The 26,980-nt window shown below is 45.5% G+C and carries 25 protein-coding genes; 11 read left to right on the top strand and 14 right to left on the bottom strand.

Going from position 1 to position 26,980, the window contains the following annotated elements; all coding sequences use genetic code 11:
* Positions 1 to 206 precede the first annotated feature (206 nt).
* Complete coding sequence (locus tag KI655_RS03530; RefSeq protein ID WP_285401786.1) at positions 207 to 3,359, bottom strand: efflux RND transporter permease subunit; 3,153 nt, start codon at positions 3,357 to 3,359, stop codon at positions 207 to 209.
* Positions 3,360 to 3,370: 11 nt separating this feature from the next.
* Positions 3,371 to 4,510, bottom strand: a complete 1,140-nt coding sequence (locus tag KI655_RS03525) for an efflux RND transporter periplasmic adaptor subunit (RefSeq protein ID WP_285401785.1) — start codon at positions 4,508 to 4,510, stop codon at positions 3,371 to 3,373.
* A 261-nt stretch (positions 4,511 to 4,771) separates the two neighbouring features.
* Here KI655_RS03525 and KI655_RS03520 point away from each other — a divergent pair, with 261 nt between their 5' ends.
* Complete coding sequence (locus KI655_RS03520; RefSeq protein WP_285401783.1) at positions 4,772 to 5,215, top strand: dCMP deaminase family protein; 444 nt, start codon at positions 4,772 to 4,774, stop codon at positions 5,213 to 5,215.
* Positions 5,216 to 5,320: 105 nt separating this feature from the next.
* Here KI655_RS03520 and KI655_RS03515 read toward each other — a convergent pair whose 3' ends face one another.
* The 3 genes from KI655_RS03515 to pepT all read right to left on the bottom strand — a co-directional run bounded on the left by KI655_RS03515 (position 5,321) and on the right by pepT (position 8,036).
* Positions 5,321 to 6,163 carry a mechanosensitive ion channel family protein gene (locus KI655_RS03515; RefSeq protein WP_285401781.1) on the bottom strand — a complete coding sequence of 281 codons (843 nt, stop codon included), beginning with the start codon at positions 6,161 to 6,163 and terminating at the stop codon, positions 5,321 to 5,323.
* 94 nt (positions 6,164 to 6,257) lie between these two features.
* Positions 6,258 to 6,725 (bottom strand): DM13 domain-containing protein, encoded by a 468-nt coding sequence (locus tag KI655_RS03510; RefSeq protein WP_285401779.1) that lies wholly within the window; start codon positions 6,723 to 6,725, stop codon positions 6,258 to 6,260.
* Between the two features lie 78 nt (positions 6,726 to 6,803).
* Positions 6,804 to 8,036 carry a peptidase T gene (gene pepT, locus KI655_RS03505; RefSeq protein ID WP_285401777.1) on the bottom strand — a complete coding sequence of 411 codons (1,233 nt, stop codon included), beginning with the start codon at positions 8,034 to 8,036 and terminating at the stop codon, positions 6,804 to 6,806.
* 348 nt (positions 8,037 to 8,384) lie between these two features.
* Here pepT and KI655_RS03500 point away from each other — a divergent pair, with 348 nt between their 5' ends.
* The 3 genes from KI655_RS03500 (at position 8,385) to KI655_RS03490 (ending at position 10,813) form a co-directional block, all read left to right on the top strand.
* Positions 8,385 to 8,525: a hypothetical protein gene (locus tag KI655_RS03500; RefSeq protein ID WP_285401775.1), complete on the top strand. Its 141-nt coding sequence runs from the start codon at positions 8,385 to 8,387 to the stop codon at positions 8,523 to 8,525.
* A gap of 337 nt (positions 8,526 to 8,862) precedes the next feature.
* A complete protein-coding gene (locus KI655_RS03495) occupies positions 8,863 to 9,915 on the top strand; it encodes an aldo/keto reductase (protein WP_285401773.1) in 1,053 nt (350 codons plus the stop codon).
* Positions 9,916 to 10,078: 163 nt separating this feature from the next.
* A complete protein-coding gene (locus tag KI655_RS03490; protein ID WP_285401771.1) occupies positions 10,079 to 10,813 on the top strand; it encodes an RNA methyltransferase in 735 nt (244 codons plus the stop codon).
* Between the two features lie 126 nt (positions 10,814 to 10,939).
* Here KI655_RS03490 and fdxA read toward each other — a convergent pair whose 3' ends face one another.
* Positions 10,940 to 11,263, bottom strand: a complete 324-nt coding sequence (fdxA, locus tag KI655_RS03485) for a ferredoxin FdxA (RefSeq protein ID WP_285401769.1) — start codon at positions 11,261 to 11,263, stop codon at positions 10,940 to 10,942.
* A 239-nt stretch (positions 11,264 to 11,502) separates the two neighbouring features.
* On the opposite strand from fdxA, the gene KI655_RS03480 reads away from it, so the two are divergent.
* Entirely contained in the window at positions 11,503 to 13,116 is a 1,614-nt protein-coding gene (locus KI655_RS03480) for an NAD(P)/FAD-dependent oxidoreductase (RefSeq protein WP_032550402.1), read from the top strand.
* A 57-nt stretch (positions 13,117 to 13,173) separates the two neighbouring features.
* On the opposite strand, the gene bluB is transcribed toward KI655_RS03480, so the two are convergent.
* Positions 13,174 to 13,848 (bottom strand): 5,6-dimethylbenzimidazole synthase, encoded by a 675-nt coding sequence (gene bluB, locus KI655_RS03475; RefSeq protein ID WP_285401767.1) that lies wholly within the window; start codon positions 13,846 to 13,848, stop codon positions 13,174 to 13,176.
* A 181-nt stretch (positions 13,849 to 14,029) separates the two neighbouring features.
* Between bluB and KI655_RS03470 the strand changes: the two genes are divergently transcribed.
* The 3 genes from KI655_RS03470 to KI655_RS03460 all read left to right on the top strand — a co-directional run bounded on the left by KI655_RS03470 (position 14,030) and on the right by KI655_RS03460 (position 16,350).
* Entirely contained in the window at positions 14,030 to 15,223 is a 1,194-nt protein-coding gene (locus KI655_RS03470) for a DEAD/DEAH box helicase (RefSeq protein ID WP_285401765.1), read from the top strand.
* A gap of 73 nt (positions 15,224 to 15,296) precedes the next feature.
* Complete coding sequence (locus KI655_RS03465; RefSeq protein ID WP_285401763.1) at positions 15,297 to 15,689, top strand: PPC domain-containing DNA-binding protein; 393 nt, start codon at positions 15,297 to 15,299, stop codon at positions 15,687 to 15,689.
* A gap of 34 nt (positions 15,690 to 15,723) precedes the next feature.
* Complete coding sequence (locus tag KI655_RS03460) at positions 15,724 to 16,350, top strand: PolC-type DNA polymerase III (protein ID WP_285401761.1); 627 nt, start codon at positions 15,724 to 15,726, stop codon at positions 16,348 to 16,350.
* A gap of 130 nt (positions 16,351 to 16,480) precedes the next feature.
* Here KI655_RS03460 and KI655_RS03455 read toward each other — a convergent pair whose 3' ends face one another.
* On the bottom strand, positions 16,481 to 17,320 hold the full coding sequence (locus KI655_RS03455) for a DUF6279 family lipoprotein (RefSeq protein WP_285401759.1): 840 nt from the start codon (positions 17,318 to 17,320) through the stop codon (positions 16,481 to 16,483).
* A gap of 246 nt (positions 17,321 to 17,566) precedes the next feature.
* Between KI655_RS03455 and KI655_RS03450 the strand changes: the two genes are divergently transcribed.
* Positions 17,567 to 17,740 carry a hypothetical protein gene (locus KI655_RS03450; protein ID WP_032550409.1) on the top strand — a complete coding sequence of 58 codons (174 nt, stop codon included), beginning with the start codon at positions 17,567 to 17,569 and terminating at the stop codon, positions 17,738 to 17,740.
* Positions 17,741 to 17,874: 134 nt separating this feature from the next.
* On the opposite strand, the gene dbpA is transcribed toward KI655_RS03450, so the two are convergent.
* Positions 17,875 to 19,254 (bottom strand): ATP-dependent RNA helicase DbpA, encoded by a 1,380-nt coding sequence (dbpA, locus tag KI655_RS03445; protein ID WP_285401757.1) that lies wholly within the window; start codon positions 19,252 to 19,254, stop codon positions 17,875 to 17,877.
* A gap of 202 nt (positions 19,255 to 19,456) precedes the next feature.
* Here dbpA and KI655_RS03440 point away from each other — a divergent pair, with 202 nt between their 5' ends.
* On the top strand, positions 19,457 to 20,134 hold the full coding sequence (locus KI655_RS03440) for a prepilin-type N-terminal cleavage/methylation domain-containing protein (RefSeq protein WP_285401755.1): 678 nt from the start codon (positions 19,457 to 19,459) through the stop codon (positions 20,132 to 20,134).
* A gap of 67 nt (positions 20,135 to 20,201) precedes the next feature.
* Here the strand turns inward: KI655_RS03440 and KI655_RS03435 are convergent, their stop codons facing one another.
* Complete coding sequence (locus tag KI655_RS03435; protein WP_285401753.1) at positions 20,202 to 21,110, bottom strand: aldo/keto reductase family oxidoreductase; 909 nt, start codon at positions 21,108 to 21,110, stop codon at positions 20,202 to 20,204.
* 175 nt (positions 21,111 to 21,285) lie between these two features.
* Positions 21,286 to 21,849 carry a hypothetical protein gene (locus tag KI655_RS03430; protein ID WP_285401751.1) on the bottom strand — a complete coding sequence of 188 codons (564 nt, stop codon included), beginning with the start codon at positions 21,847 to 21,849 and terminating at the stop codon, positions 21,286 to 21,288.
* 420 nt (positions 21,850 to 22,269) lie between these two features.
* Here KI655_RS03430 and KI655_RS03425 point away from each other — a divergent pair, with 420 nt between their 5' ends.
* Complete coding sequence (locus KI655_RS03425) at positions 22,270 to 24,117, top strand: M3 family metallopeptidase (protein ID WP_285401749.1); 1,848 nt, start codon at positions 22,270 to 22,272, stop codon at positions 24,115 to 24,117.
* A gap of 153 nt (positions 24,118 to 24,270) precedes the next feature.
* Here KI655_RS03425 and KI655_RS03420 read toward each other — a convergent pair whose 3' ends face one another.
* From KI655_RS03420 to KI655_RS03410, 3 genes are all read right to left on the bottom strand, one after another.
* A complete protein-coding gene (locus KI655_RS03420) occupies positions 24,271 to 24,576 on the bottom strand; it encodes a hypothetical protein (RefSeq protein WP_285401747.1) in 306 nt (101 codons plus the stop codon).
* Between the two features lie 130 nt (positions 24,577 to 24,706).
* A complete protein-coding gene (locus KI655_RS03415) occupies positions 24,707 to 25,741 on the bottom strand; it encodes a porin (protein WP_285401745.1) in 1,035 nt (344 codons plus the stop codon).
* 159 nt (positions 25,742 to 25,900) lie between these two features.
* Positions 25,901 to 26,845, bottom strand: a complete 945-nt coding sequence (locus KI655_RS03410) for a DUF3187 family protein (protein ID WP_285401743.1) — start codon at positions 26,843 to 26,845, stop codon at positions 25,901 to 25,903.
* Positions 26,846 to 26,980 lie beyond the last annotated feature (135 nt).

Below are 26,980 nucleotides of genomic sequence, written 5' to 3'. Positions count from 1 at the left end.
ACACGTTCACTGAAAGTCACTATTTAATTACAAAACAAATACTTATATAAAAAACACTATTTTATTAGAAGAACAAGTTTAGAGTATAAACTCAGTGATATATTTAGAGAATTGGCATATAAGAGAGGGTTTATATTCTGTTTAGATATAAAAAAGGCCTAGCAAATGCTAAGCCTTTTGTTTCATGTGGTTAATCTTAAACTGCGTTATTCATCGTCGAGAGGAATAAGTTTGGTATTTCCACCATGTGCTTTCTCACGCTTGCGCTGAACGAAGGCGTAGAAGCCAGGGATGAGGAACGTACCTGCCAACAACACACATAACAGGCCACCAATCAGCGAGATACCCAGTGAGTTTTGACTTACGTGACCCGCACCTGCAGCGAAGATCAACGGGAAGATACCCAAGATAAACGACCAAGATGTCATGTTTACCGCGCGGAAACGTAGAGTACCACCCTTCACTGCTGCATCATCGATAGGCGCATCTTTCTCTTCACGCTCTACTTTCGCGAATTCCACAATCAAGATTGCGTTCTTCGCGGCGAGCGCTATGAGCAGAACCAGACCTATCTGCGCATACAAGTTCAACGGTGTCCCCGTTAGGTTGAGCGCCAAGAAGGAGCCCAAGGTCGCCACCGGTACAACGAGTATGATGGCGACAGGTATCGTCCAACTCTCGTACTGAGCAACCATGAACAGGTAAATGAAGATCAATGCCAATGCGAACGCAAAGATAGCTTGGTTACCCGCTAGCACTTCTTGGTATGCCATACCCGTCCATTCGTATTGGTAGCCTTGTGGCAGAACTTCAGCAGCGACACGTTCCATCGCAGCAATCGCATCACCACTTGAGTAACCCGGAGCTGGCTGACCTTGAATAACCGCACTACGGTACATGTTGTAACGCCATGCTACGTCCGGCTCAAAGATCTGTTCGTGCGTCACAAGCGTACTCAGTGGGATCATTTCACCCGACGAAGAACGTACGTGGAAGCGTTGAAGGTCATCCATGCTGCTTCGGTGATCACTATCCGCTTGCATTGTTACACGGAAGTTTTTACCAAACATGGTGAAGTCATTCACGTATAGCGAACCTAGGTTGCCTTGTAGCGTCTGGAAGATTTCAGACAGAGGAATACCTAGTTGTTGCGCTTTTTCACGGTCAATGTCTACGTAGTAGTGAGGTACGTTGGCACGGAATGTACTAAAGGTACGAGCGATCTCTGGCTGTTGATTCGCTTTCTGAATCACATCATCCATTACCATCGCAAGATCGCTTCGGCTACGACCCAAGGTATCTTCTAGTACAAACTCAAAGCCAGACGCTGCGCCCATACCCGGAACTGCCGGAGGTCCCATCGCGAATACTACCGCTTGTGGTAGCTCCATCGCAGCACGACCGTTAATTCGCTGAGAAATCGCTTGTGCTGAATGCTCTCCATCAAGTGCATTACGCATATCCCAATCGTGCAGTTTGATAAACAGCGACGCACCATTTGATGCTGATGCACCTGTCATGAAGGCATAACCATTTACTAGCGTTACACCATCAACACCTGGCTCTTGCTCAACCATTTCCAGCAAATGCTCAGTCACTTCTTCAGTACGAGACAAAGAAGCAGCATCAGGAAGCTGGACGTTCACCAGCAAGATACCTTTATCTTCCTGAGGAACAAACGCCGTTGATGTTGTCTTCGAGAAGTAAGTTACCGCTGCCAATGCCACCACGAAGAACGTAAATAGCAGCACACCTTTCTTAACAAGGAAGCCTGCCACTTGACCGTACTTCTTAGTTACACTTTCTAAACCACGGTTGAATGCTTGGTACCAGCGCGCAGTGTTACCACCGCCCTGTTTGAGAACCAGAGAACACAATGCAGGAGATAGCGTTAGTGCGTTGATAGACGAAATCACAACCGCGATACAAATAGTCAGTGCGAACTGGCGATACATAATGCCGGTGATACCCGGAAGCATGGCTACAGGAATAAATACCGCAAGCAATACTAAGGTAGAGGTGATGATTGGTCCAGTTACCTCTTTCATCGCAATCAGTGTTGCTTTACGAGGAGAGATAGTTGGATCTTTGGCCATAGTGGTATCAACGTTCTCAATAACCAGAATTGCATCATCCACCACGATACCAATCGCGAGGATCAAACCAAACAGGGTTACCGTGTTGATAGTAAAGCCAGTCATCTGCATTACGGCAAAGGTACCAATCAAGGATACCGGAATAGCCACAACAGGGATCAAGGTGGCACGCGCACTGCCCAAGAACAGGTAAGTTACTGCGATTACCAACAAGATAGCTTCAATTAGGGTTTTTACTACGCCCTTGATCGACTCGGCAACGAACACTGTGGTGTCGTAGCTCGTCTCATAGGCCACCCCTTCAGGGAAGTTATGGCTAAGGTTCTCAAGCATCGCCATTACTGCTTTACCACTCTCTAGCGCGTTCGCGTCAGATTGCAGTGACAAGGTGACGATAGAAGCGTCTTGGCCACGGTACTTACCGTTACCATCGTAGAACTTCTTACCTAGCTCAACACGAGCCACATCTTTAAGGTAAACCGTTGAACCGTCTTGGCTTGCGCGCAGTACCACATTCTCAAACTCGTCCGCAGTCTCTAGGCGGCCTTTGGTCACCAAGTTGAACTGAACTTCTTGAGGGTTGCTGTAAGGTGCTGCACCGATACGACCTGCAGCAACCTGAACGTTCTGCTCGGCCAAAGCCGCATATACATCGGTTGTGGTCAGGTTTAGGTTAGCCATTTTTTCAGGGTCTAACCAAACACGCATCGCGTATTCGCCACCACCTAACACGTTAACTTCACTGATACCGCTTACACGAGCCAGTTGGTCTTTAATGTTGAGGTTAACGTAGTTGATCAGGAACTGGTCATCGTACTTACCGTCTGGTGAGTAGAAGTTCAGTACCATCAAAAGGTCTGGGGAACGCTTTTTCACCGTCACACCGACCATTCTTACTTCTTGAGGAAGCTTAGATTCGATCTGTGCTACACGGTTTTGTACGTTAACCTGAGCCATGTCTGGATCAGTACCTACATCAAAGGTCACGTTAAGGTTGTATGAACCATCATTCGCACTCTTTGATGACATGTAGATCATGTCTTCTACACCGTTGACCGAGGTTTCTATGGGGTCGGCTATCGCCTGTTCCACAACCTCAGCACTTGCACCTGTGTAGAATGCAGAAACACTCACCGATGGTGGGCTGATTTTTGGGTACTCTGCAACTGGCAGGATAGCCAAAGAGATAGCCCCCGCCAGTGTCAGAATAATCGAGATAACAAGGGCAAACTTAGGCCTTTGAATAAAGAAACGACTTAGCATACTTGTGCCCCTTACTCTGCTTTCTCAGAAGCTGAAGGCTGAATACGCACTGACATTCCATTTCTTACGCGCTGTAGGCCCTGTGTAATGATCGCATCGTCTTTTTCAAGACCCGAGTGCACAATCACACCGCCTTCAACCTGACGACCCATATCGATGTTACGACGCTCTGCTACTGGCGCGCCCTCCCCTTCCACAAGCACCATCACAAAGTCACCTTCAAGGTCAGTTTGAACAGCACGACGAGGAATAGTCACAACGTCGATCTCTTGTTTGTCACGCAGGTTCACGCGAACGTGTTGACCTGGCAGAAGCTGCTGGTTTGGGTTATCAGCAATCGCACGCATCGCGATCGTACCCGTGTTTAGGTTGATACGATTGCCTAGGAAGTCCAGCTTACCTAGATGCTCAAACGCCTCACCATTTTCTAGAATGATCTGAACCTCAACACGATCAGTATCGCTGCTGCCATCGCCTTCAATACGGTCCATACCTAGTGCCAAACGCTCACGCTCACTGATGCTAAATGCAGCATGAACTGGGTCTAGGCTCACTAGTGTAGTTAACACGCCAGAAGAAGGGGAAACCAAATCACCGGTGCTCACTTTGCTGTCACTGATACGGCCAGAAAATGGCGCTTCAATACGGGTATGAGAAAGTTGAACGTTGGCAGAGTTTAACTGAGCTTGATTTGCTTCTAGTTGTGCCTGAGCGCCAAGTAGCGCAGCGGTAAGAGCATCGAACTCAGATTGAGAAATACTGCCTTTTGGAAGTAGGTTCTTACCACGATTGAAATCGAGTTCCGCTTTTTTAAGGTTAGCATTTGCTTGTGCTACCGACGCTTTGGCACTCGCAACTTGCGCTTCAAAAGAAGAAGGCTCAATGGTGTAAAGCAGTTGGCCTTTCTCAACCATTTGTCCTTCTTTGAAGTGACGGTTTTGCAGGTAGCCAGATACCTGAGCCGTAATAGCTGTGTCTTCTACAGCTTCAATACGTCCAATATAAGACTTACTTTGTTGATGAGGAATAACATTCACATCCTGTACTGCTACGAGAGGTAAAGGCGCTTGTTTGGCGTTTTGGGCATCTTGCCCACAGCCAACAAGGATCATAGAGCTGGCCAGAGCGGTCAGGAGTAGCTTTTTACGCATTGGTATACCGTCGCTAGTTAAAAATAGAACAGTATAAAAATTTACGTAACACAATTGCGACGATTGTCCGAGGAATATCAATTATTACCCATCAAAATGTTTCAGCATGTAAATGGAAACTAGATGCACATAAATGACTTACAAATATGTTACATTTTTACAGGAAATCTTAGACTTAGGCTTTTAGTCTTCAGGGATATTGTCTAACATGATGACTCTTCAGATCTAAAATATGTCTTATACATCGTTAAGGTAATGTACATGATTTCAAAATGGGCTAAGCGTTTTTACCAAATGGCAGAGTTGGTCGGCTCATGGAGCAAGGACCCTTCAACTCAAGTAGGTGCTGTAATTACCAAGCACAACCGCATCGTTTCTGTTGGCTTCAACGGGTACCCACATGGCGTATCTGACAGCGCTGACACCGATGATCGCGAGATGAAGTATCTGAAAACATTGCACGCAGAAGAGAATGCGATTCTTTTTGCTAAGCGAGATCTGGATGGTTGTGAGATCTGGGTGACACACTTCCCGTGCCCGAATTGCGCAGCGAAGATCATTCAAACCGGTATTTCTGCTGTTCACTGCCCAGCACAAAGTGAAGATTTTCTGTCTCGTTGGGGCGACAAAATCAAAGTCAGCCAAGACATGTTCGAACAAGCAGGCGTACAAGTTGATTGGTTACCAGTAGAAGAACTCGATTAACCAAGAATCTGACAAGCTTATTCAAATAACGCTTTAATACTAAAAAAGCCGATAACAGTTTCGCTGTCATCGGCTTTTTGTTATTCAATCAGCAGGAAGCCAAAATTACTCTTTCTCAGGGAACGCTTGAGTATAGATTTCCATAAAGTCGCGACGAATCTCTTGTTCTAAATGCGATGCCTGCTCCGTTGGACAGAAAATCATGAAGTGCACGATTTGTTCTCCAGTTGCTCCACTGGTCACATGAACATGAGGTTCTGAACCCGGAAGATCAACACCGGCATGGCGCTCAATGACCGCATTGTATCGACGAGCGACTTCAATAAACTCTTCACTGTGTGCTTCAATTTGTTTGATTAACCCCGGGATCAACGGGTACAGGTTAACGAAGTCTCTCACCACGATTGAGAAGTCATGGTAAACGTAGCGATTCATGAAGTTGAGATTTTTTACCGGATAAGTAAAAAACATGCTGTTAGGCAGCGTCGCTGTTTTACCAGTGTAGTGATATTGCCCATGGTAGAGGTCAATCTCTTGAATGACCGTCGCCATCATGTTGTGCTCAATCACTTCACCACTGATCTTGCCCACCTCAATCCAATCACCAATGCGAAACGAACGAGAGCTGGCTCTTTGTATTGAACCGGTGAAACAGAGGATGATCTCTTTCGATGCAACCACAATCGCGACCGCAATCGCCGTCAATGACAGCGCAAATTCGCTAATTTCTGACTGCCAGAGAATAAAGAGAGTTATCACGATAATGGCGAAGGTGCCATTCTTGGTGCGAGACATCCAGTTGCGCTGCTTCTCAGAGAGAAAGGCAACGTCACCACGAATTTGAGATAAGGTCATTCGGCGGATGATTAAAATTACAGCGATGATTAACGCACTAAACAGGCCTTTGTTTGCCAACAAGAAATCAATCACTTGCCACATTTTTTCCATTATTACTTCCTTTGGAATGATGATGACTTAACCTACAAAAAAACGCCCAATCATTGAGCGTTTTCATTAGTTAGAAACGGCTGTCTCTAGGCTATCATTTAATCTTTGCAGAAGTAATAAACTCACCAAAAGTTTCACACCAAATCACAACCGTATTATACGGAGTGAGATCTGTCCCTTGTGGCAAACTCAGCATAAAGCGATCAAACGTTTTCACATCCCCCACTTTAAGCATCGTCGGCTTTAGTTCATTGAAAGCAGCTTCGGTTTCAACATAAGTGGGCGACAAATAGAGTTTATAGTCTGGACCCGGAGCCAACTCACCTTCAAAAGCAATCGCGTCTTCCGTGATCGAAACCACCCCTTCCCCCCAATGAAGGAAATCACTGTCTTGACGGTCTTTGGTAAACTCCCCACTCAATACCGCTTGCTGGGTAATGGCTTGCACGGAGTTCACCGACGGGGATTCAGGCTCTATCAAAATAGGCAACGCATAAACACCAAGGCCAAAACCAATAGCACCCACGGCAAGGTGGGTGCAAAGTAGTATCAATTTTTTCATCGCTTACTCCCTTACACTTTTAGAAAGTATTAATGAATACTCTCTAAAATACAAAGGGATATAGCACTAATTGTTATCTTATTTTTGATAATGTGCCGCAGTACTTTGTGATAGCTCTACGATCACCTTAACAGCAAGCTCCATACCCTGAACCGTAATGAACTCATGGATACCGTGGAAGTTGTAGCCGCCAGTGAAAATATTTGGACAAGGTAGCCCCATGAAAGAGAGACGTGCGCCATCGGTACCGCCACGAATTGGCTTGATCATCGGCTCTACGTCACAAGTGATCATCGCCTGCTTCGCTAACTCAATAATGTGTTGATGCGGTTCGACCATCTCTTTCATATTGAAATAGCTGTCGGTTAACACTAACTCGACACTGCCTTTCTCTAAACGGCTGTTTAGCTCATCCACTTTTTGCTGCATGAAGACTTTACGATGCTCTACGCCTTCTCGTTCGAAGTCACGGATGATATAACCCAGTTCTGAACGAGCCACGCCCATCTCTGCAGATTTAAGGTGATAGAAACCTTCATAACCTTCGGTGCATTCTGGCGTCTCTCCTGCTGGCATCATGAGTTGGAATTGAGCTGCGATGTTCATCGAATTGACCATTTTGCCCTTGGCAGTACCAGGGTGAACGTTGACACCATGACAGATAACATCTGCACTTGATGCATTAAAGTTTTCAAACTCCAATTCACCAACAGGGCCACCATCAATGGTGTAAGCCCACTCTGCCCCAAACTTTTCAACGTTGAACAGGTCAGCACCACGACCGATCTCTTCATCAGGCGTAAAGCCGATACAAATATCACCGTGTTTCAGCTCTGGGTTGGCTTTAAGGAATGCGATCGCAGAAATAATCTCAGCAATACCCGCTTTGTTGTCCGCGCCTAACAGAGTTGTGCCATCGGTAGTAATAAGGTCATGGCCATGCAGTGTGGTCAGGTCTGGGTATTGGTTAGGATCGAGGCACTCGCCGCTGGTTCCCAACTCAACGACACCACCTTGGTAATCACGAATAACTTGAGGTTTTACATTAGCTCCTGATGCATCAGGAGCGGTGTCCATGTGCGCCACAAAGCCAATCGCAGGTACTGGATAATCGACATTCGACGGCAGTTTTGCCATCAAGTAACCATTGCTATCTAGGCTAACATCGCTCAGCCCTAACGAGATCAGCTCTTCTTTTAGTACTTCGGCAAAGGGTATTTGCCCGGGTGAACTTGGGCACTGTGAATTCGAAGGATTAGATTGAGTATCAAAGGTAACGTACTTAAGAAAACGTTCAACTAACTGTTCCATAACTTGTTCTCACCATGGATTTAACTAACTGATTCATCAACATAATTATGATTCTAATAGACTAAGATTTGAGAAAGGTAGTCTTGTAGGTGTTGATGTGTGAACGCTCATCTTACGCCCCTCAATGATGAGCAATTTGCTCTAAATCATTTTTCTGCGAAATGATTGAGGCTTCCTATACTTGAAATTAGAGGGTTTCGTCAGTTACTTATTGCAAGAGGATGATAAACGGTCGTTTTGTTCGCATTCTACGCCCTCCGCTCTCAGCCTAAAAAAAGAACAAAATGGATGATGATCACAGTTTATCCTTCGAGCAAACTATGTCATACGTTACATGAGGGTTCGATTATGACTATCAATAAGTACTATGTTTTTGCTCCTCAAGCGACTGAGGATCAGGTTACAACGGCATCGACGGACAAAGAATCTCAAAGACAGGAAGCTTTAAGACAGGTTCAACAGCAAGGTGGTATGACGGCTGACGAGTAATGCTCGTCCAACGCAATCATTCACTTAGAGCCGTATCGCGCCCTACTTCCCTTGATGTAGGGCGTTCGTTTTTCATGTTCTTCAAACTCATCCGTTTTCCCCATCTCGGAAACTGCTCACGCTCCCTTTCTTCACTGCACACTATTTCCTCGATTTAGGTGCGCTCTAGATCACCCTGTCAACCTGTCGTCAAATCACTTTACTTCACGTTAAAAACCGTACCGATGTGTGCATTTTTATGTTACTAATTTGTATTCCAACTCACGCCACTCGCGTTTTAACTCTTTGCAAAACTCTCATCTGCGGTGGACGTATAACAATAGGAATCCAGTAACAAATGGAATATTCAAAGTTAGGAAGCAGCCAAATTCCTGTTTCTCGTATCTGCCTTGGGAGCATGACATGGGGCCTGCAAAATACTCAACAGCAAGCCGACCAACAGATCGAGTACGCCCTTAGCCAAGGGATCAACTTCATTGATACCGCTGAAATGTACGCGGTTCCGCCTTCTCCAGAGACTTACGGCAAAACAGAAGAGATTATTGGCGACTGGTTATCACGCAACCCACAGCGCCGCAGTGAACTTATCATTGCGACTAAGATTGCTGGCGCAGGCCTACCTTGGGTTCGTGGTGGCGGTCCAATTACGGGTGAAGCAGTTATCGCCGCCGTTGATGCATCTTTAAAGCGCCTAAACACGGACTATATCGACCTTTACCAGTTGCACTGGCCAAATCGCACTACGCCACACTTCAGTAAGCACTTCCCGGGTCACATTTCATTCAGCGATATCGATCGTCAAGCACACGAGAACCAGATGCTTGAGATTCTTCAAGCGCTGGCGAGCTGCATTAAAGCCGGTAAGATTCGCCACTGCGGTCTATCCGACGACACCACTTGGGGTATCAATACTTACCTTAAGCTGAGTGATAAGCACGACCTGCCACGTATGGTGTCGATTCAAAATGAGTTCAGCCTACTGCACGCCAAAGATTGGCCATACTTGATTGAAAACTGCGTTCATGAAGACGTTGCCTACCTACCATGGTCACCGTTGGCAGCTGGTATGCTAAGCGGCAAGTATATTGATGGTGCACGCCCTGCGGGAAGCCGTTGGACCTACATGCAGCGCAAAGGCATATTCCGTGACACCGAAACAGCCAACTCAGCAGTCAAAGAGTACGTCGAGGTAGCAAAGACACACGGCTTCACTCCAAGTCAACTTGCTCTAGCATGGTGTAACCAAGTTGATGGTGTTACATCGACGATTATCGGTGCAACCAATCTAGATCAGCTGAAAGAAAATGTCGCAGCATTCAGCAAACCTTTGTCAGAAGAGATCCTAACTGACATCAATACCGTGTTCAGACGCTACCCAGTACCGTATTAATTCGCGGTCGCGCCACCTTATGTGGTGATAACAAGGCTAAACTGAAACCAAAAGCGCATCGAAAGGTGCGCTTTATGATTTTATATGGCATGCAATCAGCTCTGCTCTTTGTGTTCCCTAACCTTTGCTCTATAATGCGCGGGCTTATATCTAGGATAAAAACATGATTTCAAAAAACCAATTAAAACTCCTTCGCGCTTTAGGTCAAAAGAAACAACGTAAAGCACACGGTCTATTCCTTGTTCAAGGTGAAAAAAACGTACTTGAGCTTATGGATAGCGATCTTGTTGTGAAGAATGTGTTTGCGACTGCGGACTTTTTGGCTCACAACCAAGCAGCACTGAAAGGGTTTGATTGTGTTGAAGCATCTTTAGATGATCTGACCAAAGCTAGCACACTGGTTAGCAACAATGCCGCTATCGCTGTGGTTGAGATCCCATCGTTTGAACTACCTAAAGCAAGTGGGCTGATGATTGCACTCGATGGTGTATCCGATCCGGGTAACCTAGGAACGATTATTCGCGTGGCAGACTGGTATGGCATCAAACACATTATTGCGAGCAGCGATTGTGCGGATCCTTACAACCCGAAAACCATCAGCGCAACCATGGGCAGCTTTGGACGAGTGCAAGTGAGCCAAACAGACCTACCAAGCTACCTAGAGCAAGCGAACCTGCCTGTTTACGGCGCATTCCTTGAAGGTGAGAGTGTTCACCGCACTGAATTTGCGGCTAATAGCATTCTGTTGATGGGTAGCGAATCTCACGGCATTCGTGAGCATGCAGCTAAGTTTGTGACCGATAAGATCACTATTCCAGCCTTTGGCGGAGCAGAGTCTTTGAATGTCGCGATGGCAACAGGGATCATCCTCGACAACATGCGTCGTCAGCACAGTTAATTTAACTCAACGACGATCACATCAATCTCGTATCTCGTATCTCGTATCTCGTATCTCGTATCTCGTATCATGAGATAGTAAAAAGGGTTGGCATTTTCATACCAACCCTCTAAATCATTCAGTTTTCTATTTCTCTAACATACCTAGCTTATCTGGCACGCCATTCCACTTTTCAGCTTCATCCATTGCAGGCCTAACTTCCGTCTGAACCGGCCATAACTCTGCTAACTCGGCATTCAACTCAATGTAGATCTGTTGATCTTCCGGCACTTCATCTTCTTGGTAGATGGCTTGGGCATCACATTCAGGTACACACAGGCCACAATCAATACACTCAATCGGGTTGATTACCATGAAGTTCGGGCCTTCATGAAATGCGTCTGCGGGACAAACGGCCACACAGTCAGTGTATTTACATTGGATACAGTTATCGCCTACGACAAATGCCATGATGCTCTGCTCTTAAGTTAGTCAAAAATTAAAGAATGGGGATAATACTCGTCCCAAGACAAAATTCAATATCATCTCGGCGTAATATCGTCGCAAATTCGCTTCTGTTTTCAATTTAGTATGACAGAGAATTCAATTTCTCGTAAAATGCGCGCCATTGTGAGCGAAGCACTCCCTCAGCGACTATGATGAGATCCGCAGTGCCTAGCTAAGACACCTATAAAACGAGACATCTATACATGATACGTTTAACCGAAATTAAACTTCCACTCGACCATGAAGAGCACGAAATCCAAGACGCAATTGAAGCGAAACTGGGTATCACGGCTGATCAGGTTATCTCTTTTAATATCTTTAAACGTGGCTACGATGCTCGTAAGAAAACAAAGATCCTTCTTATCTACACTCTCGATGTCGCTGTAGAAAACGAAGAAGCCCTACTCGAAGAGTTCGTGAGCGACCCTCACGTGAAAGTAACGCCAGACATGGCTTACAAGTTTGTTGCACAAGCACCTGAAAACCTAACTGAGCGCCCTGTTGTTATCGGTTTCGGCCCTTGTGGTCTTTTCTCTGCGCTTATCCTAGCGCAAAGCGGCTTCAAGCCTATCGTTGTTGAGCGTGGTAAAGAAGTTCGTGAACGTACTAAAGATACCTTCGGTTTCTGGCGTAAACGTACTCTGAACACAGAATCAAACGTACAGTTTGGTGAAGGCGGCGCGGGTACATTCTCTGACGGTAAGCTATACAGCCAAGTAAAAGATCCAAAACACTACGGTCGTAAAGTTATCGAAGAGTTTGTTGCGGCAGGTGCACCTGAAGAAATCCTATACGTAAGTAAGCCGCACATCGGTACCTTTAAACTGGTTACCATGATCGAAAAAATGCGTGCGAAAATCATCGAGCTTGGTGGCGAAATTCGCTTCAGCACTCGTGTTGACGACATCCACATGGAAGATGGTCAAATCACAGGCCTGACCCTATCTAACGGCGAAGAGATCAAATCTCGCCACGTTATCCTAGCGGTAGGACACAGTGCTCGTGATACATTTGAAATGCTGCACGAACGCGGTGTTTACATGGAAGCGAAGCCATTCTCTGTTGGTTTCCGTATTGAACACAAACAATCAATGATTGATGAAGCGCGTTTCGGTCCAAATGCTGGCAACCCAATCCTTGGGGCTGCGGACTACAAACTGGTTCACCACTGTAAGAATGGCCGTACCGTTTACAGCTTCTGTATGTGTCCTGGCGGTACTGTTGTTGCTGCGACTTCTGAAGAAGGCCGCGTGGTAACTAACGGCATGAGCCAATACTCGCGTGCCGAGCGTAATGCGAACAGTGCAATCGTTGTTGGCATTGACCCTGAACGCGATTACCCAGGTGACCCACTGGCAGGTATCCGCTTCCAACGCGAATTGGAAACAGGCGCATACGTGCTAGGTGGCGAAAACTACGATGCACCAGCGCAGAAGATTGGTGACTTCTTGAAAGGTCGCGATCCAAGCGAGCTAGGTGATGTCCAACCATCATTCACACCGGGTATCCACCTAACCGATATCTCTAAAGCGCTACCTGACTTCGCTATCGAAGCAATTCGTGAAGCTATCCCAGCGTTCGATAAGAAGATCAAAGGCTTTGCTAGTGCAGATGGCCTACTAACAGGTGTTGAGACTCGTACGTCTTCTCCTGTTTGCATCAAGCGCGGTAAAGATTACCAAAGCATCAACCTGAAAGGCTTCTACCCTGCAGGTGAAGGTGCTGGTTACGCAGGTGGTATCTTGTCAGCGGGTATTGATGGTATCAAGGCCGCAGAAGCGCTAGCACTATCAATGACTGGTCAAGCAGCAGAGTAACTGCCTGACACCGAAACTTGATTAAAAAAGGGCTCTAAGAGCCCTTTTTTATTCGTTCTATTTATCAGACTGAGCGGGCTCGACCTGTTCAGGGTTCCACTTTCCTTCATGAATTACCGAGTGGACGTCACGTCGTGGCAGCCACCCCAAAGTTTCTAACTCAGGCTTATCCTTAAAGTGCTCGACATGACCAAGACAAAGGTAAGCAACGATATCGATCTCTTCTGGGATCTCCAGAGCCTCTCTCAACGCAGAGTCATGAATAATACTCACCCATCCTAACCCTAGGTTTTCTGCCCTTGCAGCCAACCATAGGTTTTGAACCGCACATACAGTACTGTACAAGTCCATCTCTTGCTTGATTGTTCTACCGAGAACTACCGGACCAGTTCGGTTTCTGTCGCAAGTCACGCAGATACCAATTGGCGACTCAACAATACCCTCTAGCTTCAATCTTTTATAGAGCGCTTGCCTTTCATCGCTAAACATCTCTGCCGACTCTGCATGAGCTTGATCAAAGCCACGCTTTATCTTCTGTTTGGTTTCCGCATCTCGCACCACGATAAAGTCCCATGGCTGCATGAAACCGACACTTGGTGCATGGTGAGCTGCGGTGAGCACTCGCCTGAGCACCTCTTCAGATATCGGGTCTGGTAGGAATTGGCCTCGAACATCTCGGCGTGAAAAAATGGTCTTATAAACGGCGTCGCGTTCGTTGGTGGTGATTTCCATACTTCCCTGTCACTTAGTTGAGCGGTTTGATTAAGCAATTGAGCTGGCATTATCTAACTAAAGCCGCCATAAAACTAGCAGTAGTCAAGCAACGTGGTAGAATGCCCCGCGTCGTCATAGACTTTATCTAGATGAACGTTTCAAACCACCGCTTATACAGCCCAACCTAACTGAGACCCTTATGCCATTTTCCAAACTTGGATTAAGCTCCCCAATTGTTAAAGCCGTTAATGAACTCGGCTACGATAAACCGACATCCATCCAAGAAAAAGCGATCCCTATTGTTCTTTCAGGTCGTAATCTTATCGCTGCAGCGCAAACGGGTACGGGTAAAACCGCGAGCTTCGTTCTGCCGATTTTGGAGATGTTGAGCAAAGGGACGACTCAGCGTAAAAAACGCATTCGTGCTGTGATTTTAGCGCCAACTCGTGAGCTAGCCGTTCAGGTTGATCGCAACATCAAAAAGTATGCGAAGCACCTGAACCTGACCTCATTGGCAATGTACGGTGGTGTTGAATACAAGCACCAAAAAGAGCGCCTGATCGAAGGTGTTGATATCTTGGTTGCGACACCAGGCCGTCTGATCGACATGTACGGTCAAAAAGCAGTGTACTTTGAAGAAGTAGAAGTTCTGGTTCTTGATGAAGCTGACCGCATGCTAGACATGGGCTTCATTGAAGACATCAACAAGATCATTGCGCGTCTACCTCAAGACGTACAAAACTTGCTGTTTTCGGCAACCCTATCAAACCCAGTTAGAGACCTGGCTAAGAGTGCAGTTCAAGAAGCGGACGAGATCTCGATTGCCAAGCATTCAGCGTCAAAAGCTAACATCGAGCAGTGGCTGGTAACAGTAGACAAAGACCGTAAATCGGCACTATTAAGCCACATGATCCAAGAAGGTGCTTGGGAACAAGCGCTTATCTTTATCGAAACCAAACACGGCGCTGCTAAGCTGGTCTCTCAACTAGAAAAGCGTGGTATTCACGCGGAATCTTTCCATAGTGGTCGCAGCCAAGCGATTCGTGAGAAAGTACTGGCTGACTTTAAGAAAGGTAACGTGAAGTTCCTAGTAGCAACAGGCGTAGCTGCCCGTGGTATCGATATTGATAACCTGACTCGCGTAGTGAACTACGACCTGCCGTTCCCTGCGGATGATTATGTTCACCGTATCGGTCGTACTGGTCGTGCTGATGCTTCGGGTGAAGCGATCTCATTCTTATCAAAAGATGATTTCAAAAACCTATGCATCATTGAAAAGCGCCTCGGTCATTTGATTGAGCGCCGCGTAATTGAAGGGTTTGAACCGCGTAAACCTGTGCCAATTTCTGTTTTGAACTTCGTGCCAAAACATAAAAGAGAGCAACAGCAGTAACACATGCAGTAACGAGGCGAAGTCATTAGGCTTCGCTTTTGTTTTCCTTCTAGCGTTAAGTTAAGGAAGCACTATGATCACGCCAATAGCAATCAGGCTGACCAAAGGCCAAGACCTCAAACTGTCGATTCAAGAGTTAGTTAATCAGCACCAAATATCAGCGGGCTCAATTGCCTCTTGTGTCGGTTGTGTCTCTACCATCAATCTTCGCCTCGCCAACGCTGAAAAGACTCTAAGAATTGACGCGCCATTTGAGATTGTTTCTGTAATGGGGACTCTGACACCCAACCACCAGCACATCCACATCTCGGTGGCTGACGCGCAAGGAAAAGTCATCGGCGGCCATCTGCTTGAGGGCACGTTCGTCGCGACAACGGCTGAACTTATCCTACACACTTATCCAGAGCTCGCGTTTACCCGCGAACATGACGAGTCGACAGGTTATACCGAGCTTGTCATCAAATAACATCGTCGTTAAACCATTTTCACCAGGAACCATTATGCCATCATCTTCAGCCCACTCGGTTATCGTACTCGACTTTGAAACAACAGGCCTGTCTCCTAACATGGGCGACCGCGCGATTGAAATTGGTGCGGTTAAGTTGGTAAACGGCGAAGTCGTCGATACGTTTCAACAGTTGATGAACCCCGGCTTTCGAGTCAGCGGTTTTATTGAAGGCTATACAGGCATCACCAATAACATGCTTAGACAAGCGCCGTCTTGTGAGGTGGTGATGGAAGAGTTTGCGGATTTCATCCAAGGTAGCCATCTGGTCGCCCACAATGCCTCATTCGATAAACGCTTTCTTGATGCGGAGCTTGACCTCATCCGCAAGGGCTACGATGGTCAGTTCGCTTGCTCTATGTTGATTGCACGTCGGTTAATCCAAGACGCACCAACGCATAAACTCGGTGATCTGGTTCGCTACAAACAGATTGATAACGACGGAACCTTTCACCGAGCCTTAGCCGATTCAGAGATGACAGCCAAACTATGGCTAGTGATGTTGGAAGAGCTTGGCTCTCATCACGGTATTACCAAACCAGATTTCGCTTTGATGCAGAAAATATCAAAGACCAGCAAAGCCGCGGTATCACAACTGCTAGAGAGACAAAGGCGAATGTAGGCTCTGATCAGTGGAGAGAAGAAACCAACACTCAACAGTCATGATTCAGTAATAACAATCGACAGCCAAACACACTAAGCATTACGCACTGCGCATGATGAATATGCAATACGTGGTGCGATGGTGTTGGTTATTTTTGAAGATCAATCAAGGTCGATTTAAGTGTGCCCAGTTCATCCATGAAATGCTGCCATTGAGTGTCATTGCTCGACTGGGCTATTTGTACCAAATACTTAGCCGATATTTCATTGTTGCTTTTAAGTTTGTCAGGAAGCGTGTCTGGATAATAAGAGGCGTTGTCGAGCAATAGTTGCATGGTCGTCATTTGTACAAAGGGTAAATCGGCTTTTCTCTCTACCAAATCTGATACCGCTTGATAAGTATTCTGCTGGTATTGATACCAATCCTGATTAGTATTCACCCACTCTTCTGCCCAATTTTTAATGATCGCATCTTGCTGAGGGGTTATATCCCCTAGCCAACGCTCGACTCTTTTCTTCACGCGCTCAGAATAAAATTCGCGCGCTTCTTTATCTTCTAAAGAGAGTCGCTCGTCATAATATTCTTGTTGTTTCGCCTTAAAGTTTTTCAAGAAGGTTTGATCTTGTTTTGGCGATAGCTGCAGGCTCAATGCATATATATCCGGTGAAAATTCCGTCACTATACTTCGAATATGCGTTCTAATGTCATTGCTTTGCTGTTCGATAAACTCAGCGGTGATTGTTTGCCGCTGTTGCTGCTGAAAGTCATTGATTTGCTGAATATATAGTGGAAGCTGAGTCTTCTTATGCCACTGTTGTAGTACCTCTAAGCGATTCTCCAGTTCAGATTCCTGAGCTGAACTTAGCGGTACGAGATCATCAATATAAGAGATAATAAACCAATCAATATTGTTGTAGGCAAATTTAGTGGCGCAGCCGAATAAGGCTAAGCTTGCCAATATGACTGTTAAATATCGATGAAATTTCATACAAACCACTCTATCTGTTACTTTCGCTCACTGATAGTTTAGATTGTTGCCTCGAGTTTGGTGGGATTTATAAAGAAATTGAGAGATGAACTTGCCAAGTTCTCTATTTGGGTAAATGATTAAAATAAAATAATTGTTGGCAGTGATGAATTTCGTAATTTATTGACCAATTGATAAGCAACTATACATACAAAAAGGTATGATACTTGCATAAAATATCGCAGGTTAGTATTTGGGAGGCAATCTATGGCCGCTATTCCTCATTATTCGAGCGAAATAGAATATGAGCTTTGCTATTTTGAAGATGGAAAAATAACCACAGTAAGGATATTAGCGAACAACCGTCAGGAAGCTATGAACTGGTATCTTGGTGAGGGTAAGCATATCAATGATCTCTATTCCATTCGCCCAGACGAATAGAGATAGGTGGGCTGTCTTAGCGACACAGTCAGTTTAAAAGTTAAGTGTTCAGGCTTTTAAACTGACCGACTGTCTTAACGGCACTTTAAACTATAGAGTGCCGCTAAGATGTCACTTTTATTTTTGCGTTCGAATTACTTCAGGATTCGAGCTCGGAACTGACGCCCCTTCATTTTCCCTGATTCAATCTTACGCAGTGCTTTTTTCGCTACTGATTTCTCAATCGCCACGTAAGCACGCATTGCAAACAAGTTAATCTTACCTACCGACTTGCCATCAATACCACCTTGGCCTGTCAATGCACCTAGGATATCACCCGCTCGCAATTTCGCTTTCTTACCACCATCAATCTGAATCGTCACCATATTTGAGTAGTATGGCTTCGCAACAGGTTTAGCCGGCAGTTGTGACGACTCAATTGGCATATCCATGTACTCATCGATTTGAGCCACACGGTACATCTCTTTTTCGCTGAAGAAGCTAATCGCCACACCTTTACTGCCTGCACGGCCAGTACGACCAATGCGGTGAACGTGAACTTCAGGGTCGCGTGACAATTCGAAGTTAAATACTGCGTCTAGGTTATCAACATCCAGACCACGAGCAGCTACATCTGTTGCGACCAGAATTGAGATACTCTTGTTTGAGAACTGAACCAACGCCTGATCGCGTTCGCGCTGTTCCATGTCGCCATGCAGTTCAATCACACTGAAACCACGGTGAGACAGTTCGTCAGTCACGTTCTGAACTTCTTTTTTGGTGTTACAGAATACAACCGCTGACTCTGGTTGATGATGAAGTAGTAGCAACTCCAACGCGTCATCACGCGCTTCTGTACCTTCTAGCTTGTAGAAGTGTTGCTGGATGCTTGAGTGGTCGTGCGTCGACTCCACTTTCACCATCTCTGGGTTGTTCATGATGCGATCAGCGATAGACTTGATCTGTTTCGGGAATGTCGCACTGAACAGTAAAGTTTGGCGCTGTTTTGGAGCCGCTTCAATCACCGCGTCGATAGCGTCTTGGAAGCCCATCTCAAGCATACGGTCCGCTTCATCAAGAACCAGAGTATTTAGCTCAGACAGGTCGATACGGCCACGATCAAGGTGGTCAAGAATACGGCCCGGCGTACCCACTAAAATATGAGCACCGTGCTCTAGAGAACCAATCTGTGGTCCCATCGGCATACCACCACAAAGCGTCAGTACTTTGATGTTGTGGATACCACGAGCCAGTGTACGAATCTCTTTCGCCACTTGGTCTGCCAGCTCGCGTGTCGGACATAGCACCAAAGATTGAACACGGAAGCGCTTAACGCGAAGGTTTTGCAGTACACCTAAACCGAAGGCAGCGGTTTTGCCTGAACCCGTTTTACCTTGGCCGATGACATCTTTACCATCAAGAATAGAAGGCAAGCTCAATGCTTGAATGGGTGTCATTTCGGTATAACCCAACGAATCCAGAGTTTGAATAAGTTCTGGCTTAAGGGCAATTGAAGAGAATTTTGCAGTGGTCACAGGACAATTCCAGCTAATGAAAAACAGAGTGCATTATGGATGTTTTTAGAAAATATTCCACTCAATAGTAGCCATTGTTAATTTACCCACTAATAAAGAGAGTGAATACATCTCAAATTTAAGACACACTGTACGCTTCAATATGTTATCGTACGTCATACTCAGAGTTTAAATCAGAGCATTACTTCAAAGGTCTTAGATAATGAAAAACAATACGCTCAATAAAGGCTTTACACTATTAGAACTGATTATAATTATCGTCATTATTGGAGCTATCGCTGTTGTGGCTGCACCAAGGTTTCTTTCGATTGCCGATGATGCCCGTGAAGCAACAGGCCGTGCACTTTTTGATAACTTTCGTTCCGGTGCAGAAATCTATCAGGGTGCTTGTTTAGCACGCGGTGGGGATGTGACAGAGCTTCAAGGAAAAGATACCTCAGATTTTAATATCGACGGTGTGTATTCAAACTTCTCTGGTTCGTGCTACCCAGTAAAAGATCAAAATGAGAACTCAACTCGACGCGATATTCGAAACGCGAAAGGTTGCTATGCTCTGTTCCAAGAAATGGTAAGCAGCGATCACTTTGTCGACATCGAATTTAACGGTAACGGTTGGACCAACAATGAATCATTTAACGCTGCGGCGTTACAAACCGCGCTAAATAATGACTTTCAGATCTATATTCACCAGCGTAGAGAGTATTTCTCATACTGCCATTACTACAACATTGAAGGTGATCTAACTAATGCGCCCTTCCTACTATACAACGCGGTAGATGGCACCATGATTACGGGTACACAAGATATCTCTAACGGCGTGACATGGCAGAACGAATTGCAGAGATACCCAACCGCAACACCTCCTCCCTATAACAAATAGATAAAAAACAGAAAGGCCAGCAAACGCTGGCCTTTTTTTTATCTTCTGAACTTAGATATGCTTGCGTCTATGGCACACCGTGACCTTTCGATGCTACCCAAACTCGGTACCACTGTTCACGTGTCAGTTCGATGTCTAGCGCATCAATAGCCGCTTGAACACGTTCAATCTTACCAGAGCCGATAATCGGCAGTGGTTTAGAAGGTAAACGACGTACCCATGCATAAATCACTTGGTCGATACTCGCAGCACCAACTTCTTTACGAATCGCTTCCAGTTCATTGCGTACACGCACAGCCTGTTCGCTCTTGCCTGTAAACAGCTCACCGCCAGCAAGGCAAGACCAAGCCATCGGGCGAATTCGATTCATCTGCAGTTGATCCAGTGTGCCATCATGCGCTACCTCAAAGTTGAGCGGATTGATCTCTACTTGGTTAGTCACCAAAGGCTTACCAAGGCGGGATTGCAAAAGCTCTAACTGACGAGGCGTAAAGTTTGATACACCAAAATGCTTCACTTTACCGATCTTGTAGAGTTCACTAAACGCTTCAGCCACTTCATCCGCATCCATCAGTACGTCTGGGCGGTGAATCAACAGCACATCAATCTCATCAACGCCTAAGCGCTCTAAAGAGTTGTTTACCGATTGATAGATATGTTGAGCACTGGTGTCATAGTGATTGATCTTGCGCTCAGGGGTGTGCTCACCACACAAATTAATATCGCACTTAGTCACGATTTGAATCTGTTCACGCACGCTTGGGTCTATAGCCAGCGCTTCACCAAACAGCTTCTCACACTGGTATCCACCATAGATGTCTGCATGGTCAACTGTGGTAATGCCTAAATCGATATGCTCTTTAAGAAAAGTGAGGCGCTGTTGCGGAGTCATGCCCCATTCAGCCATGCGCCAATATCCTTGAACCAGCTCAGAAAACTCTGGGCCTTGTGGCGCGATTGTTACTTTTGCAACCATGGGTTATCTCCTATATCAGTAATAACCGTATCCTATGCTTATTTAATTATAGGCTCAAATAAATAACGCCTTAGCTGACAGCCGACACCGAAAAAATGTGAGGCTCTCGGAAAAATCCTAGATGAACATTGTGACAATCGCTCAATAATTAATCACACCATCTCAAAAAGTCCGTTTATTTTTCGCGGGTTAGTTCAATCACGATCTCATCGTTGCGCTTAGTCATGAAGACGGTCGCTTGGCTGTTTTCAGGCCAACGCCACACCATACTTTTATTGCCAGATGCCGCACTGTTGATAAAAGTAATCAGTGCTTTATCGACACTATCGGGTGTTGCTCCCCTTTTCTTTGGCTTCTCGAGCTCTTGCTGAACATCAAAGCTCGCCCCATCTACCTCTACGGTATTCAGGTGTAGGCCATCTTTACGCAGGTATAACTGGGCCTTGGTATCGTTGAGAGAGGTATACGGCATTGAGAAGCGTGTTGTCGACACCGTGCCTTGTTTGAGTTCCAATTCAACAAACACATTGAGGTCATAGTATTGTGTTTGATCACTGCATAGCAGCGTACCTTCTTGCTCACCACAGTCAAACAGCTCAGCGTCATGAATGAGGCTCTCTGCGCTCGGTGACGTGGGTTCACTATTAAAGACGGTGCGTAGCCACCACGATTCTGCGGCAAAACTGGAGGGAGTCAGGAAAAGAGTCGCGAGCAAGCAAAAACAAGAAGCCAACTTCATATGGAGGGTCACCTAGAGATTCAAGGATTCTGATTATACGAGTTTCAGAACCACTTTCTCTGTGCATTGACAAATTACAGGCAAAAAAAACGGGCATACATGCCCGATAGATAATATTTCTAGCTTAATAACGTAATCCGTCACGTTGAGAACCATTACCCAAATTAGAATATCATTCCATATAATAAAGTCAACATATAACATGGCATACGCGAAATGCAGTGTCTTATCTTGGTGATCAATTGTCAGAAAACATTCGCCCAGCAAATATGCATCACAGTGAAATATAAAGAGTTCCTGTATCATCGAGCGCAATATTGGTTAGGCCACGTGCTTAATTCAATAAATGGATACGTCATACCAATGAGTTCGGTTAGGTCAAGAAACACCTAGCCACCATGACAGAATTTAAGGAAAGATATGAATCCCACTCAATTTCTAAACCAATTGAACCAAGAATACTTGGCCATTCACCAAGAGAAAGAAGCCTTCTTTTGGGATACCTACATGGGGATCAGTGACGATCATGAAGGGTCGACACGCGCTCAAACGGCTTGGACTCAATTTCTGAGCGATGCAGGTAAAATTACGCAAGTTGAACAACAGCTTAGCGGTGCTAGCCAGATTCAAGACGAAGATGAAAAGCTGGCAACCACCACCGGATTGCAAGGCTGGCTAGCGACATTTAAAGCCCACGCGATTGAGGGCGACCATGCACAGACGTTAAAATCTGAACTGATTGCGTTTGAAGCTGAACTGTTTGAGAAAAAACAGAATCACACCATGACTTATACCAATGAAGCGGGTGACCAAGTAGAAGGCTCTTTACCTGTTCTAGGTTCTGCAATTCGAAACAGTGGCAGTGAAGCTGTGCGTCGTTCAGCTCACCAAGCCCTGCTTGACCTTGAGCAATGGCTACTGAACAACGGCTTCATTGAATTGATCAAGCAGAGAAACGCGTTCGCTCGCTCTCTCGGCTTTGATAACTACTTCGACTACTCGGTAGTCAAGACAGAACAAATGACGACAGAAGAGTTGTTTGCCATTTTAGATGACTTTGAAGTGCGCACCCGAGACAGCCATTTAAAGAGTTTGGCTAACCTAGCAAAAGAAAAAGGCGAATCAGCAATACAAGGTCACAACTTCACCTACTCTTTTGCCGGTGATGTGATGAACGAGCTGGATCCTTACGTGCCGTTCTCCCAATCTCTGCGTCGCTGGGTAGAGTCATTTGGTCGTCTGAATATTGAGTACTCACAAGCCACATTGAAACTCGACCTGCTAGACCGTAAAGGCAAATACCCGAATGGTTTCTGCCATGGTCCAACACCGTCATTTTACGACCAAAACCAATGGGTTCCTGCGCAAGTCAATTTCACGAGTAACGCAAAGCCAGATCAAATTGGTAGCGGATTTGACGGCATCAATACCCTTTTCCATGAGGGTGGCCACGCTGCCCACTTTGCCAACGTTAAAATGAACGCGCCTTGCTTCTCACAAGAGTTTTCACCAACGTCTATGGCTTATGCGGAAACTCAATCCATGTTCTGTGACAGCCTATTGGACGACGCCGACTGGTTGAAACAATATGCATTGAATGCGAAAGGCGAACCTGTTCCTGACTCTCTGATCAAAGCGATGATCGACAGCAAACAGCCATTTAAGGCATACCAAGAGCGTTGCATCTTAGTCGTGCCTTACTTCGAACGCGCACTTTACCAGCTGACTGATGAAGAGTTGACGCCTGACAACATCACTCAGCTTGCTCGTCAAACTGAGTCTGACATCCTAGGCTTAGAGGTCAGTCCACGTCCATTGATGGCGATTCCTCACCTCCTTTCTGACGAAGCAGCCTGCGCTTACCAAGGCTACTTACTGGCGCACATGGCGGTATATCAAACACGAGCATACTTCACTGAAAAGTTTGGCTACCTAACGGATAACCCAGAGATTGGGCCCTTGCTTGCCAAGCATTACTGGCATGATGGAAACCGTGTTAATCACAACACCACCATTGAGCGCCTGACTGGTGAAGGCTTCAATGCGAAATACTTAGCCGACGCGTGTAATCTTACCAGCGCTCAAGCTTGGCAAATCGAGCAAGATAAAATTGCGGCACTTTCGACACGTGAAAGAGCATCAGCGAGTAGTCTCAATGCTCAGATCAGTATTGTTGATGGCGCCTTTGAGATCGCGAATAACCAACAATCAGATGAATCTATGCTTACTGCATTTGAAGGTTATATCGCAGAGAAGTACCACGCTTAGTGCGTCCAATTAATCTAAACTAGACCGAGCAAACAACAGCCGCTCTTATCATTGTGATTTGAGCGGCTTTTTAATAACTCAAGTAAACCAAGCACTACCTTAACGGGTGACAGCTAAAAGGCTTTGGTCTTGCTAAGCTCACTTAAATCCAATCTAGACTGATTTGATAGTTTCAGTACCATGATAAACAATATCGACAGAATCGATGCTTCGTAACGATTTACGATGAATACCAAATACTTTCCCTGATAACACAATGTAGTAGTGATGGGTTTTGAGAAGTTTCAAAGCCTCTTCCAACGTATCAACATACACTTTGTTTTGTAAATCTTGAGGGCGCGTTCCAGGCTCTCGACCTACCTTACGAGCCAGTTCATATTTACCTTCACGGTTCGGGTTACAAGTAAACAGTGTAGGGTTACCATAAATCACCCCCTGCGCTGTTATGCTTTTAATCATAATAGTTCTCAGAAAAATAAATACGCAAAAAGCCACTTCATGACGAAGTGGCATTTAAATTAAACAGTGGATATACCATTAAGACACATAATCAGAGGGAGACCGGGCATGCCCCCTCTATACATGGCTATTAGAAGTAGTAGTAAGCCGCTGCGAATACGTGCGTTTCTTCATCGTATTGAGTATTTGTACCTGCAATACGCGCACCTTCTAGGTCTTGCTTGATATCGATACCCATGTCAGCGTTTTCAGAGATACGGTACATAGCGGCAACGTTGATGTAAGAGAACTCTACGTCTGATAGGTTATCTTCTTCGTTAGTGTTGAATGTGTAACCTGCTGCAATAGTTAGGTCGTCAGATACAGTGTAACCACCTGAGAAGTAGAAGCCTGTGTTCTTCATTTCGTCGTTTTGATCGACCCAAGAGTTCAGACCTAGCTTAACAGCGCCTAGCTTCATGTTACCTGTCACGGTGTAAACTTCGTAATCGTTCTCATCATCACGAGTTTCGTAACCAGCGTATACATTGAATACTTCTTGCTCGATACCGATGTAGCCGTTCACACCTTTGTCTGCATCGTTATGGTCATCAGCTGTTTCGAAGTAAGAGATTGCGTAAGCAATGCCGTTAGTCGCGCCTTGGAATTTCACTACGTTAAACGCATCTGATGCATCACCAGCAGACGCACCGAACTCGTAAGTTGTGTCACCCGCGCCATCAACTTTATCCAGTGCCGTGTCGTTCTCCCAACCGAAAGAAGCGATACCGTAACCAGTGTCAAAACCGATCCACGCTTTATCAACGTGAGTCGCTGGGCCAGTGTCGATACCGTTAACCCAACCTGAAGTTACAGCATCAGAGTTCGCTACGTTGTTGTCTGTCGTGTATTGAAGCATAAGGTCAGTTTCAACATATGCCACTACACGGTTGTTACGGTAGTTAAGTGCCAGTGTTAGACCTGTTGCCCAGTCGTCGTAGAACGCTTTTGAACCTGTGTCGTAGTAACCACCCAGACCAAATGAGCCAGATACCGAGAACTGATCTTTGTGCATTGGGTTAAACGCGAACATTTCTTCGTTTTGGCTGTTCTGGCTGCTAGTGTTTACTGCAAACGCAGAGCTTGAGATGCTTGCAATCGCAAGAGCAATAAGAGTTTTTTTCATGGTTACCACTACCTGTGAGTTGTGTTTGTTAAGCCTTTTATCAGTAAGACTTTTGGTGTGGCGTCATTCTCAATAAATTCGAACTTGCGATATACCGTAGATCTACGGCATTTCATAAATAGCGTGAATTTTATTTGAACTCTATATATACAACTCAGGTTATATTTGAATTCGTAAACCCAAGGTAAAAGCGATATCGGTGCTGTTATCCATATTGCGGATATTTTCTGTCATCGCCGCTTCAAACATAACGGGTTGCAGTCGATAGCGATAACCCAATACAAACTCATTGGAGGGCTCAGAAAAGTCTGGGTCATTGGTTGCCCAGCCATGGTAATTAAGAGATTCGACAACAAGGCTATGACGCATATTGAAAGCATGTTCGTATCCCACAGCCCAACTAAAGCTAAAGTTTTCAAGCTCTACATTGGCTTGGTTGCCATTGCGGTGAACCAGTCCAATCGTGCTGAAGATACGATGTCGTGGTGTAACGATGCTGTAATTGGCTTGCACACTTTGCTCAAAACTACTGCGCGCGAATTGGCCGTCTTTCACCTTATTATAAAAAAGGGAACCTCCAACCGATAGCATGCTAGGGCCACGAGCGACGATCAGGACTTCGTTATACCAAGTCACTGCATTGGTCAGGTCGTCGCCTTCAAAGTCAGAGATCGAGACGCCTGCTTTGTGAAAATCCATACTAAATTGATCATCTTCGACTTGATCTCGACCATTTTGCCCAATGCCAAATAGATCATGAAACCCCATCACAAAGCTGTCTAAACCATTATCCTTGGCCGTGACGTTTCGATACTCCAACTCCGTTTTCCATACTGGAGAGGCTTGCCACTCTAATGCCAGATGGGTTTGATTCTGATAATAGTCGAGTGCGTAATCACTGGTATGTGCCCAAATACTGGCTTGAGTATAAGATGACTTAAATTCCACACTACCCGTTCTCTTAGGTTCAGCACTGCGTAACTGAGTAGAGAGAACATTGGAGTGAATGGGAGATTGAGCATAGACAAACATGGGGGATGAATAGGCGCTGACTGAAAACGTTAGAGCGGACAGCGTTACAAGAGCAATTTTTCGGTGATACATGGTGAATACTGGCTATAATTTAGACGAATTAATTGTCTTAAAAAACACCAATAATTTATGCAGTATATCTACTGCTTTACACTTATGTGGTTTTTTTATAAATCCCCACGTGTTATAAATACGGCAATTGAACAG

It is taken from the genome of Vibrio sp. D404a, assembly GCF_030248535.1.
GTDB lineage: Bacteria > Pseudomonadota > Gammaproteobacteria > Enterobacterales > Vibrionaceae > Vibrio.
This window is presented reverse-complemented; position numbering and strand designations above follow the sequence as displayed.

Excerpts from the sequence above, each read along its gene's own strand:
- KI655_RS03495 (WP_285401773.1), top strand. The coding sequence starts at position 8,863 with ATGGAATATTCAAAGTTAGGAAGCAGCCAAATTCCTGTTTCTCGTATC.
- KI655_RS03530 (WP_285401786.1), bottom strand. The coding sequence starts at position 3,359 with ATGCTAAGTCGTTTCTTTATTCAAAGGCCTAAGTTTGCCCTTGTTATC.
- KI655_RS03460 (WP_285401761.1), top strand. The coding sequence starts at position 15,724 with ATGCCATCATCTTCAGCCCACTCGGTTATCGTACTCGACTTTGAAACA.
- KI655_RS03440 (WP_285401755.1), top strand. The coding sequence starts at position 19,457 with ATGAAAAACAATACGCTCAATAAAGGCTTTACACTATTAGAACTGATT.
- KI655_RS03520 (WP_285401783.1), top strand. The coding sequence starts at position 4,772 with ATGATTTCAAAATGGGCTAAGCGTTTTTACCAAATGGCAGAGTTGGTC.
- KI655_RS03510 (WP_285401779.1), bottom strand. The coding sequence starts at position 6,725 with ATGAAAAAATTGATACTACTTTGCACCCACCTTGCCGTGGGTGCTATT.
- fdxA (WP_285401769.1), bottom strand. The coding sequence starts at position 11,263 with ATGGCATTTGTCGTAGGCGATAACTGTATCCAATGTAAATACACTGAC.
- KI655_RS03500 (WP_285401775.1), top strand. The coding sequence starts at position 8,385 with ATGACTATCAATAAGTACTATGTTTTTGCTCCTCAAGCGACTGAGGAT.
- KI655_RS03525 (WP_285401785.1), bottom strand. The coding sequence starts at position 4,510 with ATGCGTAAAAAGCTACTCCTGACCGCTCTGGCCAGCTCTATGATCCTT.
- KI655_RS03420 (WP_285401747.1), bottom strand. The coding sequence starts at position 24,576 with ATGATTAAAAGCATAACAGCGCAGGGGGTGATTTATGGTAACCCTACA.
- KI655_RS03480 (WP_032550402.1), top strand. The coding sequence starts at position 11,503 with ATGATACGTTTAACCGAAATTAAACTTCCACTCGACCATGAAGAGCAC.
- KI655_RS03455 (WP_285401759.1), bottom strand. The coding sequence starts at position 17,320 with ATGAAATTTCATCGATATTTAACAGTCATATTGGCAAGCTTAGCCTTA.
- KI655_RS03410 (WP_285401743.1), bottom strand. The coding sequence starts at position 26,845 with ATGTATCACCGAAAAATTGCTCTTGTAACGCTGTCCGCTCTAACGTTT.
- pepT (WP_285401777.1), bottom strand. The coding sequence starts at position 8,036 with ATGGAACAGTTAGTTGAACGTTTTCTTAAGTACGTTACCTTTGATACT.
- KI655_RS03515 (WP_285401781.1), bottom strand. The coding sequence starts at position 6,163 with ATGGAAAAAATGTGGCAAGTGATTGATTTCTTGTTGGCAAACAAAGGC.
- KI655_RS03430 (WP_285401751.1), bottom strand. The coding sequence starts at position 21,849 with ATGAAGTTGGCTTCTTGTTTTTGCTTGCTCGCGACTCTTTTCCTGACT.
- KI655_RS03450 (WP_032550409.1), top strand. The coding sequence starts at position 17,567 with ATGGCCGCTATTCCTCATTATTCGAGCGAAATAGAATATGAGCTTTGC.
- KI655_RS03490 (WP_285401771.1), top strand. The coding sequence starts at position 10,079 with ATGATTTCAAAAAACCAATTAAAACTCCTTCGCGCTTTAGGTCAAAAG.
- KI655_RS03465 (WP_285401763.1), top strand. The coding sequence starts at position 15,297 with ATGATCACGCCAATAGCAATCAGGCTGACCAAAGGCCAAGACCTCAAA.
- KI655_RS03425 (WP_285401749.1), top strand. The coding sequence starts at position 22,270 with ATGAATCCCACTCAATTTCTAAACCAATTGAACCAAGAATACTTGGCC.
- KI655_RS03415 (WP_285401745.1), bottom strand. The coding sequence starts at position 25,741 with ATGAAAAAAACTCTTATTGCTCTTGCGATTGCAAGCATCTCAAGCTCT.
- bluB (WP_285401767.1), bottom strand. The coding sequence starts at position 13,848 with ATGGAAATCACCACCAACGAACGCGACGCCGTTTATAAGACCATTTTT.
- KI655_RS03470 (WP_285401765.1), top strand. The coding sequence starts at position 14,030 with ATGCCATTTTCCAAACTTGGATTAAGCTCCCCAATTGTTAAAGCCGTT.
- KI655_RS03435 (WP_285401753.1), bottom strand. The coding sequence starts at position 21,110 with ATGGTTGCAAAAGTAACAATCGCGCCACAAGGCCCAGAGTTTTCTGAG.